This is a genomic window from Parerythrobacter lutipelagi (assembly GCF_005434975.1).
GTDB classification, from domain to species: Bacteria; Pseudomonadota; Alphaproteobacteria; order Sphingomonadales; family Sphingomonadaceae; genus Parerythrobacter_A; species Parerythrobacter_A lutipelagi.
Genome location: NZ_SKCJ01000001.1, coordinates 908829 through 924558 on the forward strand (window position 1 = coordinate 908829; position 15730 = coordinate 924558).

Annotated in this window: 15 protein-coding genes; 12 read left to right on the forward strand and 3 right to left on the reverse strand. The window is 60.8% G+C overall.

Annotated features, from left to right (window positions below; translation table 11 throughout):
* Positions 1-11: 11 nt before the first annotated feature.
* The 4 genes from E0502_RS04500 to E0502_RS04515 all read left to right on the forward strand — a co-directional run bounded on the left by E0502_RS04500 (position 12) and on the right by E0502_RS04515 (position 3054).
* Positions 12-461 (forward strand): DoxX family protein, encoded by a 450-nt coding sequence (locus E0502_RS04500; protein ID WP_137676732.1) that lies wholly within the window; start codon positions 12-14, stop codon positions 459-461.
* Positions 462-484: 23 nt separating this feature from the next.
* Positions 485-1015 (forward strand): sigma-70 family RNA polymerase sigma factor, encoded by a 531-nt coding sequence (locus E0502_RS04505; RefSeq protein WP_137676733.1) that lies wholly within the window; start codon positions 485-487, stop codon positions 1013-1015.
* A 2-nt stretch (positions 1016-1017) separates the two neighbouring features.
* Positions 1018-1671, forward strand: a complete 654-nt coding sequence (locus E0502_RS04510) for an NrsF family protein (RefSeq protein ID WP_137676734.1) — start codon at positions 1018-1020, stop codon at positions 1669-1671.
* 63 nt (positions 1672-1734) lie between these two features.
* On the forward strand, positions 1735-3054 hold the full coding sequence (locus E0502_RS04515; RefSeq protein ID WP_137676735.1) for a sensor domain-containing phosphodiesterase: 1320 nt from the start codon (positions 1735-1737) through the stop codon (positions 3052-3054).
* Between the two features lie 19 nt (positions 3055-3073).
* Here the strand turns inward: E0502_RS04515 and E0502_RS04520 are convergent, their stop codons facing one another.
* On the reverse strand, positions 3074-4105 hold the full coding sequence (locus E0502_RS04520) for a zinc transporter ZntB (RefSeq protein ID WP_420813469.1): 1032 nt from the start codon (positions 4103-4105) through the stop codon (positions 3074-3076).
* A gap of 196 nt (positions 4106-4301) precedes the next feature.
* Here E0502_RS04520 and ispG point away from each other — a divergent pair, with 196 nt between their 5' ends.
* Genes ispG through E0502_RS04540 form a run of 4 tightly spaced genes read left to right on the forward strand, consistent with a single transcriptional unit; the run spans position 4302 to position 8334 of the window.
* Positions 4302-5438 carry a flavodoxin-dependent (E)-4-hydroxy-3-methylbut-2-enyl-diphosphate synthase gene (ispG, locus tag E0502_RS04525; protein WP_137676736.1) on the forward strand — a complete coding sequence of 379 codons (1137 nt, stop codon included), beginning with the start codon at positions 4302-4304 and terminating at the stop codon, positions 5436-5438.
* 13 nt (positions 5439-5451) lie between these two features.
* A complete protein-coding gene (locus tag E0502_RS04530) occupies positions 5452-6885 on the forward strand; it encodes an NAD(P)/FAD-dependent oxidoreductase (RefSeq protein WP_137676737.1) in 1434 nt (477 codons plus the stop codon).
* A complete protein-coding gene (locus E0502_RS04535) occupies positions 6882-7406 on the forward strand; it encodes a thioredoxin family protein (protein WP_137676738.1) in 525 nt (174 codons plus the stop codon). Before E0502_RS04530 ends, E0502_RS04535 begins: the two co-directional genes overlap by 4 nt.
* 34 nt (positions 7407-7440) lie before the next feature.
* Complete coding sequence (locus E0502_RS04540) at positions 7441-8334, forward strand: histone deacetylase family protein (RefSeq protein WP_192895916.1); 894 nt, start codon at positions 7441-7443, stop codon at positions 8332-8334.
* Here the strand turns inward: E0502_RS04540 and E0502_RS04545 are convergent.
* Positions 8325-8771: a hypothetical protein gene (locus E0502_RS04545; RefSeq protein WP_137676739.1), complete on the reverse strand. Its 447-nt coding sequence runs from the start codon at positions 8769-8771 to the stop codon at positions 8325-8327. The two genes, E0502_RS04540 and E0502_RS04545, sit on opposite strands and share 10 nt — an antisense overlap.
* A gap of 95 nt (positions 8772-8866) precedes the next feature.
* Between E0502_RS04545 and E0502_RS04550 the strand changes: the two genes are divergently transcribed.
* Positions 8867-9583: a murein L,D-transpeptidase catalytic domain-containing protein gene (locus tag E0502_RS04550; protein WP_137676740.1), complete on the forward strand. Its 717-nt coding sequence runs from the start codon at positions 8867-8869 to the stop codon at positions 9581-9583.
* A 12-nt stretch (positions 9584-9595) separates the two neighbouring features.
* Here the strand turns inward: E0502_RS04550 and E0502_RS04555 are convergent, their stop codons facing one another.
* The gene (locus E0502_RS04555) at positions 9596-10981 is read right to left on the reverse strand and encodes a L,D-transpeptidase family protein (RefSeq protein WP_420813470.1); all 1386 of its coding nucleotides are present in this window, start codon (positions 10979-10981) and stop codon (positions 9596-9598) included.
* Between the two features lie 144 nt (positions 10982-11125).
* Between E0502_RS04555 and E0502_RS04560 the strand changes: the two genes are divergently transcribed.
* The 3 genes from E0502_RS04560 to E0502_RS04570 all read left to right on the forward strand — a co-directional run bounded on the left by E0502_RS04560 (position 11126) and on the right by E0502_RS04570 (position 15719).
* Positions 11126-12028 (forward strand): DMT family transporter, encoded by a 903-nt coding sequence (locus tag E0502_RS04560; RefSeq protein ID WP_137676741.1) that lies wholly within the window; start codon positions 11126-11128, stop codon positions 12026-12028.
* A 566-nt stretch (positions 12029-12594) separates the two neighbouring features.
* The gene (gene acnA, locus E0502_RS04565; RefSeq protein WP_137676742.1) at positions 12595-15270 is read left to right on the forward strand and encodes an aconitate hydratase AcnA; all 2676 of its coding nucleotides are present in this window, start codon (positions 12595-12597) and stop codon (positions 15268-15270) included.
* Positions 15267-15719 carry a rhodanese-like domain-containing protein gene (locus E0502_RS04570; protein ID WP_137676743.1) on the forward strand — a complete coding sequence of 151 codons (453 nt, stop codon included), beginning with the start codon at positions 15267-15269 and terminating at the stop codon, positions 15717-15719. Before acnA ends, E0502_RS04570 begins: the two co-directional genes overlap by 4 nt.
* Positions 15720-15730 lie beyond the last annotated feature (11 nt).

The window sequence follows — 15730 nt, forward strand, 5'->3', positions numbered from 1 at the left end:
GGAGAGCAATGATGCAGCGCGTTTTGGCAATCTACGACCGGACGACAAATCTTTTATCCGGAAAAATCTTCGAGAGCGGCGCGCTGCTGCTCACCCGGCTGGCGCTGGCTGGCGTCTTCTGGAGCTCGGGCCGGACCAAGGTGGTCGAGGGCACATGGTTCACGATCGACGAGACACAATATTACCTGTTCGAGGAATTCGGTTTGCCGATATCGCCCCAGATCATGGTGCCGATGTCGATGTATGCGGAGTTTTTCCTGCCGCTCCTCGTCGCCTTCGGGTTGTTTACGCGGATCGGTGCGGCGGCGCTGCTTGGTATGACGCTGGTGATCCAGTTCTTCGTCTTCCCCGAGGCATGGTGGCCGGTCCACAGTCTGTGGGCAGCCATGGCGCTGGTGCTCATAGCACGCGGCGGCGGGCTGATTTCGCTCGACGCGCTCGCGCTCAAGATGCGACAGTAGGCGGCACGGAAGGGGAGGAGACGATGATCGCGGACGAACCGACCATGGCCCGGCTGATGATCGCCTCGCAGAAGGGCGACAAACAGGCTTACACCGTGCTGCTGACCGAAGTGCAATTGTGGCTGGAACGCTATTACCGTCGCCGCTGCGCGCCCGCCATGCTCGACGATCTGGTGCAGGACGTATTGCTGGCAGTGCACAACAAGCGCGCCAGCTGGGATCCGGTGCGGCCGTTCCTGCCGTGGCTCGCTGCGATCGCGCGCTATCGCTGGGTCGACCATTTGCGCAAGGTCTACCGCAATGCGGAAGATGCGCTGGAAGATTACGATGCGCCCGAGGACAGCGAGGAAGAAGCCGTCATGGCCCGCCTCAGTCTGGAGCGCATGTTCGTCCAGATCCCGGACAAACAGTCCGAAGCGATCGGACTGGTGAAAATCGAAGGATTGTCGATCGCCGAAGCTGCCGAGCGCAGCGGGCAATCGCAGTCAGCAGTCAAAGTGAACATCCATCGCGGCCTGAAAAAGCTGGCCGCGCTTGTTGAGAAGGCAGAATAACCATGAATCCCGAACGCAATCGCCGCGCCAATTCGCTGATAGAGCGACTGAGCGATGATCTCGAACCTGTCCGCGCCATCAGAACGCGCGACGGAATCGCCTTGGTCGCACTCGCAGTCGTCGTCACGATCCTGCTGGTCGAGTTCACCGAGGGATTGTGGCTGGCGGGCCTGACCGGCAGCGCTTCGCCCTTCTTCTATCTCGGCAACGGGCTGCTGCTGGTCCTAGGCGCGGCAGCTGCCATCGGAGTTCTTGCCATGGCCAGCCCGCGCGTCGGCAATCGCCACGAGGGGCCGAAATGGGCCATGGCGATGGCCGCGGTTCTGCCCCTCGCTGCGCTGGTGACGCTATTCTCGCAGCCGGGCGGGATTGCCGCCTATCACGACCCGTACGGGATGCACTGCCTCACCGCTGCGGTGCTCTCCTCAGTGCTGGTGGCGGGGGCACTCGTCACCTGGCTGAGACGCGGCGCACCGGTCTCGGTTAACACGGCAGGACTGCTGGTCGGTGTGGCATCGACCGCGTTGGGCAGCGCAGCCTACGGACTGTCCTGCCCGCTCGACGGAATGCTGCATATCGGGTTCTGGCACGCGGCCCCGGTCGCGATTGGCGCGCTGGTCGGCCGCTTCGCATTGCCTCCGCTGCTCAGGTGGTAGGGCAACCCTGAATGTCACGTAGGGGTTAATGCCTCTTTAGGGTGATTGCCGCATATCGCAGGCATGACACAATTGCCCTCGCTCGCAGTCGCACTCGACAGCACGGAAACTGATGCCGGTCAGCCGGAATCGCGGGTCGACAGGATCCTCGATGCTGTGCGGCAGCATCTTGGGGTCGAGATCGCATTTGTGACGAAGTTTCATGAAGACGATCGCGAGCTGATGAACGTCCGGTCTGACCTCGATCTTCCGATGGGGCCCGGTTACCGCGAGCCCAAGGAAGACGGGTATTGCTGGCACGTGCTGCAAGGCAATTTGCCCGAGCTGATCCAGGATCCGGCGGACTATCCTTTCACCGAACAGTTCGCGATCACCAAGATGCTGCCGGTCGGTTGTCACCTCAACGTTCCGTTGCGGCTCTCGGACGGGTCGGTCTACGGCAGCTTCTGCGCGCTCAGCCGCAAGCCGGACCGCTCGATGACCGAGCGCGACCTTGGCGTGGTTCGCGCCTTTGCCCAACTTGCGGCGGAACAGATCGAAGTCGATCTGGAGAGCGACGTGCGGCGGTCGACTCTGCAGCACACCATCAGCCAGGTAATCACCGGCAATCGCCTGACCATCATGCACCAGCCGATCCATTCGCTTGAGGATGATAGCCCCGCAGGTGTCGAATGTCTGGCGCGCTTTCCCGATGCGGTCGATCGCGGTCCGGACCAGTGGTTCAACGAAGCGACCGAGATCGGGATGGGTATCGAACTCGATATGCTCGCGGTTCGCACAGCGCTCGAGACGCTGCCCTATGTTCCGCCGGGTCACTACATGTCAGTCAATGTGTCGCCTGAAACCGTGTTATCCGGCGCGCTTGAACAAGCTTTGAGAGACGGCGACAAAGAACGGCTGGTGATTGAAGTGACCGAGCATCAGCGGGTGGAAGATTACCTCGCGCTCGCCCGCGCGCTCGAACGGATCAACGGCCGCGCGCGGATTGCCATCGATGATGTTGGCGCCGGATACGCTGGCCTGAGGCATCTGGTCGAACTCGCTCCCGACATCCTCAAACTCGACATGAGCCTGACCCGCAATGTCCATCTCGATCCCGCACGGCGCGCCCTTGCTGCTGCATTGGTCACGTTCTCTCGCCAGATCGGCTGTTCGCTGATCGCCGAAGGGATCGAAAGCGAAGAAGAGAAGATTGTCCTCGCGGAACTGGGCGTGGACTACGGCCAAGGCTATTTCTTCAGCCGGCCATTGCCGGTGGTCAAATCACAGCAGTGGCTGCTCAAGACCGAAGGGGGGCGTTCGGAAGATGCCAGCCCCATCGATGTTCGCGACTTCGATCCCGCGAAGGGCATCGATATCGGCGAATTGCGCTTGCGCGCCTAGGCTCTGGCCAGCCGCTGGTTCAAAGCCACTTCCACTTCCAGAAAAAGATCAGCTGACCGATCAGGATCGCAGCGCAAAGGGTGACTACGATCCAGAAGGCATTGCCGTCCTCGACCCCGGGTATCCCGCCGACATTGATACCCAGCAATCCGGTCAGGAAACCGAGCGGCAGGAAGATCGCTGCAACGATCGTCAGGAGATAATTCGTCCGGTCCGAACTGGCGATTGCCCGTGCACGGATTTCGTCCATCAGCACGACCGCGCTTTCCTTGCTGATGTCGATATCGTCGAGATAGCGCCGCAGCCGGTCGATAGTCTCTGCCATCTCGCGCCGGTCGTGATCCTCGAACCAAGGCGGCGCATCGCGGCTAATGCTTTCAAAAGCGGCGTGTTGGGGGCCCATATGCCGTTTCAGCGCGAGGCAGTTGCGCCGGATCGTTGTGATCTTGGGCAGAATGTCGTCCGGATCCTCTTCCAGGTCGGTCTCTTCGCACTGGTCTATGTGATCGTTCATATCGACGATCGAGGCGTTCATCCGCGCGATCATGTTTTCCGTCAGTGAAGTGATCAGCGACCCGGCATCGTTGGGCCCGTTGCCCGCGTCGATTTCCGCCAGCGTATCGCGCGGGGTCTGCAACTGATGGCGGCGCAGCGTGACAAGACGCTTGCCATCCGACCACAGCTGCATGGAAACCATGTCTTCCGGCTCGGCACCGGGGTTGAAATTGATCCCGCGCAGGGTTGCCACCAGCGAGTTGCCTTCGCGAAAGGCCCGCGGACGCGTCGCATCGCTGGTCAGCAGCTCAGCAGTCGGCTCAGGGATCTTGGCTACCTCTTGCAGCCATTCGTACACGCCCTGCCGGTTGCGGCAGAGATGAATCCACAGCACTTCGCCCGGCGCCCCCGGCGACCAGTCCTGCACACCTTGCCAGTCCACCACGCGGCCGCCCCCTTCACCATCCAGTACGCGGGCGAAGAGCAGCGGCGTACCGGGCTCGGTCTGCGGGGCACAGGGATCGATCTCGTCGAGCGGTTCGTAAGTCTGAGTCACGGGCGCTTCATGCCGTAGTAAACGGTGTTTTCCTACTCCGGATTGTGCATGCTATGGCATATGGGATGAAACAGGTCGCATTTCCGCAGCAAAACCGCCATATGAGCGGTCAAAGGGTCCGGTCGCGCACTGGCCCGTTTGCAACTTCAGGACTGTGTTCCATGTGTTCCACTTGCTCAGCTTTCGGCCTTCCAACATGAACGAAATACGCCCCTGGCGCACTATCGAGCGCCGCAAGTCCCGCCAGATCATGGTCGGTACGACTCCGGTTGGCGGCGATGCGCCAATCACCGTTCAGACCATGACCAACACCCCGACCGAAGACGCAGTGGCAACGATCGACCAGATTCGCCGGTGCGAAGATGCCGGGGCTGACATCATCCGCGTGTCCTGCCCGACGGAGGAAAGCACCGCTTCCTTCGCAAGGATCGTCAAGGCTTCCCGCGTCCCGCTCGTGGCCGACATCCATTTCCACTACAAACGCGCACTCGAAGCGGCCGATGCAGGCGCGGCCTGCCTGCGGATCAATCCGGGCAATATCGGATCGTCGCAGCGCGTGGCCGAAGTGGTGCGGGCGGCGAAAGCCAACGGGTGCGCAATCCGCATAGGGGTCAACGCCGGCAGTCTGGAGAAAGACCTGTTGGAAAAATACGGCGAGCCCTGCCCCGAAGCACTGGTCGAAAGCGCGCTTGATCACATCAAGCTGCTGCAGGATCATGACTTTCACGAATTCAAGGTCGCTGTGAAAGCAAGCGATGTGTTCCTTGCCGTCGCGGCCTATCACGCGCTGGCAGAGACCGTCGATTGCCCGCTGCACCTCGGCATCACGGAAGCAGGCGGGCTGATCGGCGGTACGGTCAAATCCTCCATCGGCATGGGCAGCCTGCTGTGGGCCGGTATCGGCGACACGATCCGCGTCTCGCTGTCCGCAGAGCCCGAGCAGGAGGTGAAGGTCGGCTTCGAAATGCTCAAGGCGCTTGGGTTGAGAACTCGCGGTGTGCGCGTGGTGTCCTGCCCGTCATGCTCGCGGCAGGGTTTCGATGTCATCCGCACCGTGGAAGCGCTGGAAGCCCGGCTGGAACACATCAAGACACCGATGAGCCTCTCGGTCCTCGGCTGCGTGGTCAACGGCCCCGGTGAAGCGCGCGAAACCGACATCGGCCTGACCGGCGGCGGAAATGGCAAGCACATGGTCTACTTGTCCGGCCTGAAGGATCACCATGTCGAAGATGGCGACATGCTCGACCATATCGTCGGCCTGGTTGAGAAAAAAGCCGCAGAAATCGAAGACGGCATGAGCGATGCCGGACAGGTCACGCAGGCAGCGGAATAAGGGGAAGAGGCCTATGGCCGACTTCGAGACAGACTATCTGGTCGTCGGCGCAGGTGCGATCGGCATGGCCTTCGTCGACAGCCTGCTCGACCATGGCACGGGCGACATTCTGATGCTGGACCGCCACCCCAAGCCGGGCGGTCACTGGAACACTTCTTACCCATTTGTCACCTTGCACCAGCCGAGCGTGACCTATGGGCTGAGCCACGAGAGCCTCGGCGACAAGGTGGTCGACCAGGCCGGGCCCAACAAGGGCATGTACGAGCTCGCCACCGGAGCGCAGGTCAACGCCTATTACGACAGCGCCATGCGGCACAAGTTCATGCCCAGCGGGCGGCTCGATTACCTGCCGATGACCGAATACCTCGGGCGGGAGGGCGATACGCATCGGTTCCGCACCATGCTGTCGGGCGAAGAGCACGCGGTCAAGGCCGGCAAGATGGTCGACGGACGCAAGTTTGCCGCGCAGGTTCCCGCTATTACGAAACGCAAATGGGAAGCCGAGGGCGTAACCGTCATGAAGCCTGGCGAGCTTGGCCAGCTGGCATATGGCGGGGCGCAGGTTCCATCGCACTATGTCATCATGGGTGCGGGGAAGACCGCTTGCGATGTGGGTGTCTGGCTGCGGCAAATGGGCGTCCCGGCAAAGCAGATCAGTTGGGTCCGGCCCCGCGAAAGCTGGTTCTTCAACCGCGCCTCGCTCCAGCCGGGGCCGGAGCATATCCGCCGCGCGCTGGACTTTCCCGCCTCGCAGATGCGCGCAGCGGCCAAAGCGCAAAGCGGTAGCGAGATCTTCCTGATGATGGAGGAAGACGGGCATATGTTGCGGATCGACCGCCAGGTTGTGCCGTCCAAATTTCACTTCCCGGTGATCTCGCAGGGCGAAGTCGATCTGCTGGCGGAGATCCAGGATGTGATCCGCATCGGGCGGGTACACCGGGTCGAACCGGGCAGGCTGCATGGCGTCGATGGCGAAGCCAGTGTGCCGGAGAATTCGCTGTTCATCGACTGCACTGCGACCGCTGCGCCGCGCGGCGAGGTCGAGCCGATCTGGCAGGGTGACACAATCGTTCCGCAGCTGATGCAGGTCCCACTGGTCTCGCTCAGCGCGGCAATGACCGGCTTCATCGAAGCATCGTTCGAAAGCGATGCAGAAAAGAACGGGTTCGGCGCGCCGGGCAGGATCACCGATACAGTCGAGCATTTCCCCGAAGCACTGCTGATCAATGCAACCAATCGGATGCTCTGGAGCCGAAGCCCGGCCATCCTGGATTGGCTGTCGGCCAACCGGCTCGATCCGGGCGCGCGGATGATGCGCGAGCTTGCCGATGCCCCCCCTGACATACTGAAGAGCGCATCGGCCATCCGCGACCTGACCATGGCAGCAGTGCCGAATCTGCAGCGGCTTGCGATTGCCGAGCAGGAGCGAGCGCAGGTCACAGCGTGAGGCCGTTTCTGTTCCTGTTTGCCCTCGGCGCAGCGGCGATCCTGCCACTCGCGGCTTCACCGGCTGAAGCAGAGGTGGCCGGTCCCGAGCATCCGGAAGCCTCACCCTATGTCGAACTGCCGGAAACTGCCGTTACGGCCCAGTTGATGGCGCTGCGGACTGTTGCGATTGCTCAGGGCAAGCGGATGATGGTGATATTTGGCGCCAACTGGTGTCATGACAGCCGCGCGCTTGCCGGCACGCTGGAAACGCCGCGTTTCAAATCGCTGGTCGAACGCCATTTCACCTTGCTTTACGTCGATGCCGGTACACCGCAGGAAGGCGATGGCCGCAATATGGAACTGGCCGCCCGGCTTGGCGTGCCGGACATCGAAGGCACGCCAAATTTGCTGATTATCGATCCGGCAACAGGCAAGCTGCTCAACACGCCCGATGATGCCCGCAGCTGGCGCGACGCGGCAAGCCGGGGCGAAGATGACATCTATGGCGATCTGGCGGGATTCGCTGCAGAGGGAAACTAGTTCCATCCTCCACGTCGTTCATCACGCCGACTATATGGCACCCCGTCCTGAACGCGGGACGTTCAAGTTCGACAAATACTTCATTGTCATGGAAGAGCTTCGCGCAAGCGGGCAAGCCATCACCGAACATGCGCCCGATCCCTGCCCGAGAGAATGGCTCGAAGCGGTGCACTGTCCCGACTATGTCGAGCAGGTCTTCACAGCGGCGGTTCCGAAGGAGAAGGAACGCCGCATCGGCTTCCCGGTCACGCGGCATATCGCCAGCCGGGTCAGGCATACGAACGGCGGAACATGGCTCGCCGCGCGATTGGCGCGGAAACATGGTTATGCCGCCAACAGCGCCGCCGGCAGCCATCATGCCCTGTATGAAACCGGTGCGGGTTATTGCGTGTTCAATGACCTCGCGGTTTGCGCGAATCGCTTGATCGCGGAAGGTCAAGCAAACCGTGTGCTGATCATCGACTGCGACGTCCACCAAGGCGACGGCACGGCCAGCCTGATGGCCGGGCGTGAGGATGTCTTTACTCTGTCGATCCATGCCGAGAAGAACTTCCCTGTGCGCAAGGCCCGGTCTTCGCTCGATATCGGCTTGCCCGACCAGACGGACGATGCAGGCTATTTACAGGCTCTGCAGAATGCGGTGCCCGGCGTGCTCGACCGGTTCGGACCCGACATCGTGCTCTATCAGGCAGGGGTCGACCCTCATGAGCAAGACAAGCTCGGCCGGCTGGCGCTCAGCGATGATGGACTGGACGCACGCGACCGGTTTGTAATTGCTCAGGCACGCTCGCGCGGTTTGCCGATCGCGAGCGCATTGGGCGGCGGTTATGGTGAAGACCAGCGCGCGGTCGCAGCGCGCCACGCCAGATCGATGTTGACCATGGCCGATGAGAACGCGAAATTTCGAGGCCCGCTGGTTCAGAAGTAGATGTCGACGTAGTCCGTCAGGCCGTCACACCACTCGAATTCACGCAGGCGATAGTACTTGCGGTTCTGCGTGACCGCGAACCGCCACCGCTTGGTTTGCTCGCACACCCGCCCGACATCCGGGGCATCGGCGATCCGGATAAGTCCTTCAAAAATGAAGTAGTCCCCGCCCGCTTCGACAATCCGTCCGTCGACCCACAAGGTCCCTGGTCCGTCCGGGGAAATCTGACCACCGGAAAGGTAGATATCCCCTTCAGCGCCGCGGCGGAGCATGGCCACGCCGCGGTTGTCCCAACCAATCCATTGCAGTGTAATACCGCTGTTGCCCTCGATCCGCGCACGCGTGCTTGCGTCCATCGCTGCCTGATCAGAAGGCCGCACGTGATCATCGGCGCTGACCGGATTGAACGCCGCCACGAAACCAGCGCTCAGGGCCAAGCATGCTCTCGCGATCATCTGCATCTTATGTCACTCCCTGAAAGAGCCAGACCATTCATCTTTCGGTTATCAATACCTATGTTATGATGCGAATTATGAACAGACGAGAACTCCTCTCTGGCAGCGTGATAGCGGCGGCGGCTCTCGCCCTGCCGGCCCGTCTGCCCGCTCAGGTCAGAACGGGCAACGCGCGTGATGCCGTTCTGGCGGATATCGCCAAGCAGCAACAGCAGCGCGCGGGCGATCTTCTTTGGCGCCGCGACATCGTGGGCATCGCCGATTTTGGCCTGCGCAGCTCAGAAGAACGGTTTCATTTCGTCGATCTTGAGCGCGGCGTGGTCGATTCCTATCTGGTCAGCCATGGGGACGGGTCTGACCCGGAGCATGACGGTTGGCTCAACTGGTTTTCGAATGAACCCGATTCGCATTGCACCAGCGAAGGTCTTTATATGACCTATGGCTGGTACACGGGACGGTACGGAACCTCGATCCGGCTCGAAGGTCTCGACCCGACGAATTCCAACGCGCTCGATCGGGCAATCGTGATGCATCGGGCGAATTATGCCGAGCGCGGCCATCTCGAGCGCTGGGGCCGGCTGGGCCGCTCGAACGGATGCTTCGCGATGGGCGATGCCGACTTCAAGCTCGCGCTGCTCAAGCTTGGCGGCGGGCGGGTTTTGTATGCTGAAAGCCTGGGGCTTCTGCCTGATGGATCAAGGATGACACGTCCCGCTCAGGTCGCGGGAGAAATCCGGCCGCTGATGCCGGAAGAGCCACGGGGCAAGGATATCCTCACCCCGGGCGTTTACTAATTTCAACTCTGATCAGCTATCCTGCAGATTGTCTTCAATCGGGATGATCTGTTCGCCAGTCACCCGTTTGCGATTTGCCACGCGTGGCTTGTCGAGCGCGGCGAGCACGGGCGCGTCTCTGCCGTATATGTCGGAAAACTCCTTTAGCTCTCCATTGATATCCTGCGCCATGGTGAAATAGGTGATGTAGACGGGCATGGTCTGTTCAAAACCGACCTTGGTGTATTTGCCCGAAGTCATGACAGCCTTCGCTTCATCACCGGTCAGACCCCCGCGAAGCATCGCCAGCGCAATGGCAAGCTCTGTCGCACGTTCCGTCCGGATACAGCCGTGGCTGAGTGCCCGCGCAGCATTGCCGAACAAATGCCGTGACGGGGTGTCATGCAGGAAGATCGCGTGGCGATTCGGCATGTCCAGCTTCATCAGGCCGAGGGAATTGGTCGGTCCCGGCTGCTGCACAACGCTGACCCAACCGTTCGCGCCTTTGGTTGCGGTGTAGCCCTTGGCCCGCGCCCAAGCCGGATTGCCGAGCACACGGGCACCCAGCCCCTCACCCTTCACAATCGATTGCGGCACAGTCCATGTCGGATTGAAGATTACCCCTTCGACACTCTCCGCAATCTGCGGCGTAGCGGTCCGGCCAGGCTTGCCGACTACCGTGCGATAGGTCCGCACAATGGTGTCGTTCACCGTCAGCCGCAGCTGGTATTCAGGGACGTTGGTAATAAGGTACTGGCTGCCAAGATCACGTGCCAGCCACCGCCAGCGATCCATATTAGCGCGAACAAGCTTGCGGCGCGAAGTGCTCGACGCAGGCGTCTTGGCCAGCTCTTCGCGCAAGCGGTAATAGTCCGGATGCTCGGGCATGATGCGCTCAAGCGTCTTGGCCAGATCGCCGCTTTCCAAGGCATCAGCCATTAGTTTGCCGGTGGGATATCGGTCCTGATCGGGATCGAGCACGAACCATTGCTTGCGCGCATCCATCGGGGTCCGCCCGTCGCGCAAATCCTCCACCACCCAGGCAAATGCCTTGCTGGCAAGCTGGTTCAGTTCGGCACCTTCGCCGGCAGCAATGGCTGCGCGCAGGCCCGCCGGATTGTAGTCTGCTGGCGACAGGCCTTCTGCACCAAGTTTATCGATAGTGGCTGCAAGAGCCTGCGCCATATCGACCGGCCATTCCTGCACGACCGGATAGTCCGGTTCCGCCATGGCATCGATGGCCTGGACCACAGGCTCGGAGATAAAGGCAGCGGTATCGGCTTCGACCGCCTGTTCCTTGATCTCAGCACGCATCGGCAGAATGTTTTCAGGCTGCGCCGATTGCGCCGCAATTGCGCCGGGTACGATCGCGCAAGCAGCCGCCATCATGGAATATCGGACGAGAACGGATTTCTTCACTGCAGCCCCATTTGATTGTCTAATACAGTCGGCAGAGCCAATTCTGCCGCATTCCTGTATTTCTATCAACCGCCCGGTCTGTCTGCAGCCTGAATTGCGCAACAGTGGTGACCGGCGGCAACAGGCAGCCTATGCGCAGCGACGATGAAGCGGCATTTCCATCTCCTGCCAATTCTGGCCGCCTTTGCCGGCGTGGGCTTTCTGTCGCTGATGGACGCCTTCATGAAAGCGGCTGCTCTGGCCGCAGGTGCTTACAGCGCTGCAGTGCTGCGATCCGCTTTCGGGGCAGGAATGGTCACGCCTGTCTGGCTGCTTTCAGGCGGCAAATGGCCAGCCAAGCGCGTACTGAAAATCCATCTGCTGCGCGGCACAGTGTCGGCGTTCATGGCGCTCAGTTTCTTCTACGCCCTGACGAAACTTCCGATTGCCGAAGCCATCGCCATTTCCTTCATTGCACCGCTCATCGCCCTGTATCTGGCGAGCATCCTGTTGGGCGAAAAGATCAAGCGCAAGGCGGTTATCGCATCGGCGCTGGGGTTTGCCGGCACTCTGGTGATAATCAGCGGCCGCCTGGGCGCGCTCGAGAATGACATCGAAACGCTCAAGGGATTGGCCGCAATCATCTTTTCTGCCGTTCTTTATGCGTGGAATTTCATCATAATCCGGCAACAAGCACTTGTCTCGAGTCCAGCTGAGGCGACCGCTTTTCACAGCGGCGTCGGCTGTCTTGTCCTCGCGATCTTTGCCCCTTGGTTCTTTGCCATGCCGGAGGCCCAAGTTCTGCTCGACATCGCGGCCGCCGCTGCCCTGACCGTTGCCGGCGCTTTTGCCATAACCTGGGCCTACGCACGCGAGGAAGCACAAGTGCTCGTCCCGATCGAATATTCCGGCTTTCTATGGGCGAGCGTGTTCGGCTGGCTGTTTTTTGCGGAAATGGTCACGCCAACAACCCTGGCGGGGACCATATTGATCGTTTCCGGCTGCTGGATTGCGACCCGAAGCGGGCCCGAGGAAACATCGGAACACTCTCCGAAAAATCCCTCATAAGCCGTCCACAATTCGAGCGGTCTTCCGAGGGGGAAACGCCGCCTTCCATGTGATCTGATCAATATGGCGGCCGATTTTCTCGGCTCACGTGCACGCCGGCCCGGTTAACTCCGGATCGAATGGCGCACCGTCCCCTATGGGAGGATTGATAGGCGAAGATTAGCTGAAACCGGGGAATTCGCCGAGTAATGACTTGTAAAATTCCAACCTGAGTTAAGTCCAGGCGGCGATAGTGTCATCCGGTTGGCTCATTCCGCTATCTGCAGAATAGTACGCGGCTAAGGCGAAGCATACCGCAACCAGCATCACGCTGGACAGAAGACCGGCAAGCATGGCCGCGCTTCTTTGCTCGTTTTGTGAATGGATATCCATCAACGTGCCCTTTCGTCTGAACGGCCACAATTGATCCCCGACCGATGTCATGGCGGCAAGTAAACTGATGAAACCTGTCGCGCGCCATTCGCCCCCTTGACGAGCCGACTGCAAGCGCGCAGGTGCCGCGTCGAACGCGTTGCTTTGCGCCGCTGGCCGGCAGCGCCCCAGACTAGCAAGAGGAACACGCTCGCATGACCCAGGTCGGCCAGGACACGCTCGGAACCCGCTCAACGCTCACCGTCGACGGCAAGGATTACGCCTATTACTCTTTCGCCAAGGCGGAAAAGACGATCGGCGATATTTCAAGGCTTCCATTCAGCCTGAAAGTCCTGCTGGAGAATATGCTGCGCTTCGAGGACGGCGGTTTCACTGTCTCGACGGATGATGCACAAGCAATTGCCGACTGGCAGAAAAACCCGGCAACCGGCAAGGAAATCCAGTACCGGCCGGCGCGAGTCTTGCTGCAGGATTTCACCGGTGTGCCGTGCGTGGTCGACCTTGCTGCGATGCGCGACGCGATCAGCAAGCTGGGCGGCGATACAGCCAAGATCAATCCGCAGGTTCCGGTCAACCTCGTGATCGACCACTCGGTCATGGTCGACGAATTCGGCCATCCCAAAGCGTTCGAACACAATGTGGAACTCGAATACGCCCGCAATGCCGAACGCTACGATTTCCTCAAATGGGGTTCGAAAAGCTTCAAGAACTTCTCCGCCGTGCCTCCGGGAACCGGGATCTGCCATCAGGTAAACCTGGAATATATCGGCAAGGGCGTATGGTCGACACCGGGCGCAGACGGCCAGATGGTCGCCTATCCCGACACCTGCGTCGGCACTGACAGCCACACGACCATGATCAACGGGCTCGGTGTTCTGGGCTGGGGAGTCGGCGGGATCGAAGCGGAAGCCGCCATGCTCGGCCAGCCGGTATCGATGCTGATCCCCGAAGTTGTCGGCTTCAAACTGACCGGAGCGATGGCTGAAGGCATCACTGCGACGGACCTCGTGCTGACGTGTGTCCAGATGCTCCGCAATGTGGGTGTCGTAGGCCGTTTCGTCGAATTCTATGGCCCGGGCGTATCGAATCTCAGCCTCGCCGACCGCGCGACGATCGCGAACATGGCGCCGGAATACGGTGCGACCTGCGGTTTCTTCGGCATCGACGACAAGACGCTCGATTACATGCGACTGACCGGCCGGCCGGAAGAAACCATCGCGCTGGTCGAAGCCTATGCCAAGGAACAGGGCATGTGGTTCACCCCGGAGAACGAGCCGGTCTTTACCAAGACGCTCGACCTCGACATGTCTTCGGTCGTGCCGTCGCTCGCCGGTCCCAAGCGGCCGCAGGACAAAGTCATCCTCTCCGAAGTGGATGAACTGTTCAACGGAGACCTCAAGACCACTTACAAGAAAGATGCGGCCGTTCGTGTCGCAGTCGATGGCAAGGACCACGACATTGGCGATGGCGACGTGGTGATCGCGGCCATCACCAGTTGCACCAACACGTCAAACCCAGACGTTCTGATTGCCGCCGGACTGGTGGCCAAGAAGGCGCATGAGAAGGGCCTGCTGCCCAAGCCATGGGTCAAAACTTCGCTTGCCCCGGGTTCGCAGGTCGTCACCGACTACTTGGTGAAATCGGGTTTGCAGGATGATCTCGACGCGCTGGGTTTCGACCTGGTTGGCTACGGCTGCACAACCTGCATTGGCAATTCCGGCCCGCTCGCCCCGCCGATCAGCAAGGCGATCAACGGCAATGACATCGTTGCCGCGTCGGTCCTTTCCGGCAATCGCAATTTTGAAGGCCGCGTCTCACCCGACGTGCGGGCCAACTTCCTTGCCTCTCCGCCGCTTGTCGTCGCCTATGCGATCAAGGGCACTGTGACGGAAGACATCACAACCACTCCGCTGGGCCAGGATCAGGATGGCAATGATGTGATGCTGGCAGATGTCTGGCCGACCAATGAAGAAGTGCGAGAACACCGCGAAGCGAACATCGACCGCGACATGTTCGAGACCCGCTATGCCGACGTCTACAAAGGCGACGAGCACTGGCAGGCGATCAAGGTCGAAGCATCGGACACCTATCAGTGGCGTCCGGGCAGCACCTATGTCGCCAACCCGCCTTATTTCGACGGCATGAGCATGACACCCGAGCCCGTGACCGACATCGTCGATGCCAAGCCGCTTGCGGTTCTCGGCGACAGTGTGACGACCGACCACATCTCTCCTGCCGGAGCGATCAAGGAAGACAGCCCGGGCGGCGAATATCTGATGAGCAATCAGGTCGCGAAGGCAGACTTCAATTCCTACGGTTCGCGCCGCGGGAACCACGAAGTGATGATGCGCGGCACCTTCGCCAACATCCGCATCAAGAACGAAATGGTTCCGGGTGTCGAGGGTGGGTACACCACTTACAACGGCGAGCAGATGGCGATCTACGATGCAGCCATGAAGCACAAGGAAGAAGGCACGCCGTTGGTGGTCATCGCCGGCAAGGAATATGGCACCGGCTCCAGCCGCGACTGGGCGGCGAAGGGCACGGTCCTGCTGGGTGTGCGCGCGGTCATCGTCGAAAGCTACGAACGAATCCACCGTTCGAACCTGATCGGCATGGGTGTGCTTCCTCTGCAATTTGCCGAAGGTGAAACGCGCAAGACGCTCGGTCTGGACGGCGACGACACTTTCTCGATCAAGGGTCTTGCCGATCTGAAACCGGGTCAGGACATCGAAGTCGAAGTCACCCACGCCAATGGCGAGACGGCAACGTTCACCGCCAAGTGTCGTATCGATACCGCCAACGAGATGGAATATTACAAGCACGGCGGCATTCTGCAGTACGTGCTGCGCAATCTGGCCGCTGCATGATTTTGCGCCGGTCGGTTCTTCTCGCCTGTTTCGCACCGCTGGCTCTGGCTGGCTGCGCGGGGACCGGCGTGGGCGTGCCGACCGGCAGCGAAGCTATTGCCAGCGCGCGGGTCGCAACGATCAACGCTGACCAGCTCGCGGTGCTGCTGGCAGCCGGTGAAGTGGTACTGATCGACGTCCGCACGCCATACGAGTTCGCCGACGGGCGGATCGCAGGCGCGCTGAACGCACCGCTGACTCATTTCGATCCTGCGTCAATCCCGGTCGACAAAACGCGCGAAGTGATCCTGTATTGCGGCTCTTCGCGCCGGTCCGGCATCGCAGCAGAGAAGCTGGCTGAATATCGCGGTACTGTCGTGCGCCACTTGGCGGGCGGGATCGGGGCATGGACTTCTGCCGGCTACGACACATTCGCCAATTCGCCCGAGGACGATCCACGCAGCCGCTAGCCCTGCCATAG

Excerpts from the sequence above, each read along its gene's own strand:
- E0502_RS04500 (WP_137676732.1), top strand. The coding sequence starts at position 12 with ATGCAGCGCGTTTTGGCAATCTACGACCGGACGACAAATCTTTTATCC.
- E0502_RS04560 (WP_137676741.1), top strand. The coding sequence starts at position 11,126 with ATGAAGCGGCATTTCCATCTCCTGCCAATTCTGGCCGCCTTTGCCGGC.
- E0502_RS04510 (WP_137676734.1), top strand. The coding sequence starts at position 1,018 with ATGAATCCCGAACGCAATCGCCGCGCCAATTCGCTGATAGAGCGACTG.
- acnA (WP_137676742.1), top strand. The coding sequence starts at position 12,595 with ATGACCCAGGTCGGCCAGGACACGCTCGGAACCCGCTCAACGCTCACC.
- E0502_RS04550 (WP_137676740.1), top strand. The coding sequence starts at position 8,867 with ATGAACAGACGAGAACTCCTCTCTGGCAGCGTGATAGCGGCGGCGGCT.
- E0502_RS04530 (WP_137676737.1), top strand. The coding sequence starts at position 5,452 with ATGGCCGACTTCGAGACAGACTATCTGGTCGTCGGCGCAGGTGCGATC.
- E0502_RS04515 (WP_137676735.1), top strand. The coding sequence starts at position 1,735 with ATGACACAATTGCCCTCGCTCGCAGTCGCACTCGACAGCACGGAAACT.
- E0502_RS04505 (WP_137676733.1), top strand. The coding sequence starts at position 485 with ATGATCGCGGACGAACCGACCATGGCCCGGCTGATGATCGCCTCGCAG.
- E0502_RS04570 (WP_137676743.1), top strand. The coding sequence starts at position 15,267 with ATGATTTTGCGCCGGTCGGTTCTTCTCGCCTGTTTCGCACCGCTGGCT.
- E0502_RS04540 (WP_192895916.1), top strand. The coding sequence starts at position 7,441 with ATGGCACCCCGTCCTGAACGCGGGACGTTCAAGTTCGACAAATACTTC.
- ispG (WP_137676736.1), top strand. The coding sequence starts at position 4,302 with ATGAACGAAATACGCCCCTGGCGCACTATCGAGCGCCGCAAGTCCCGC.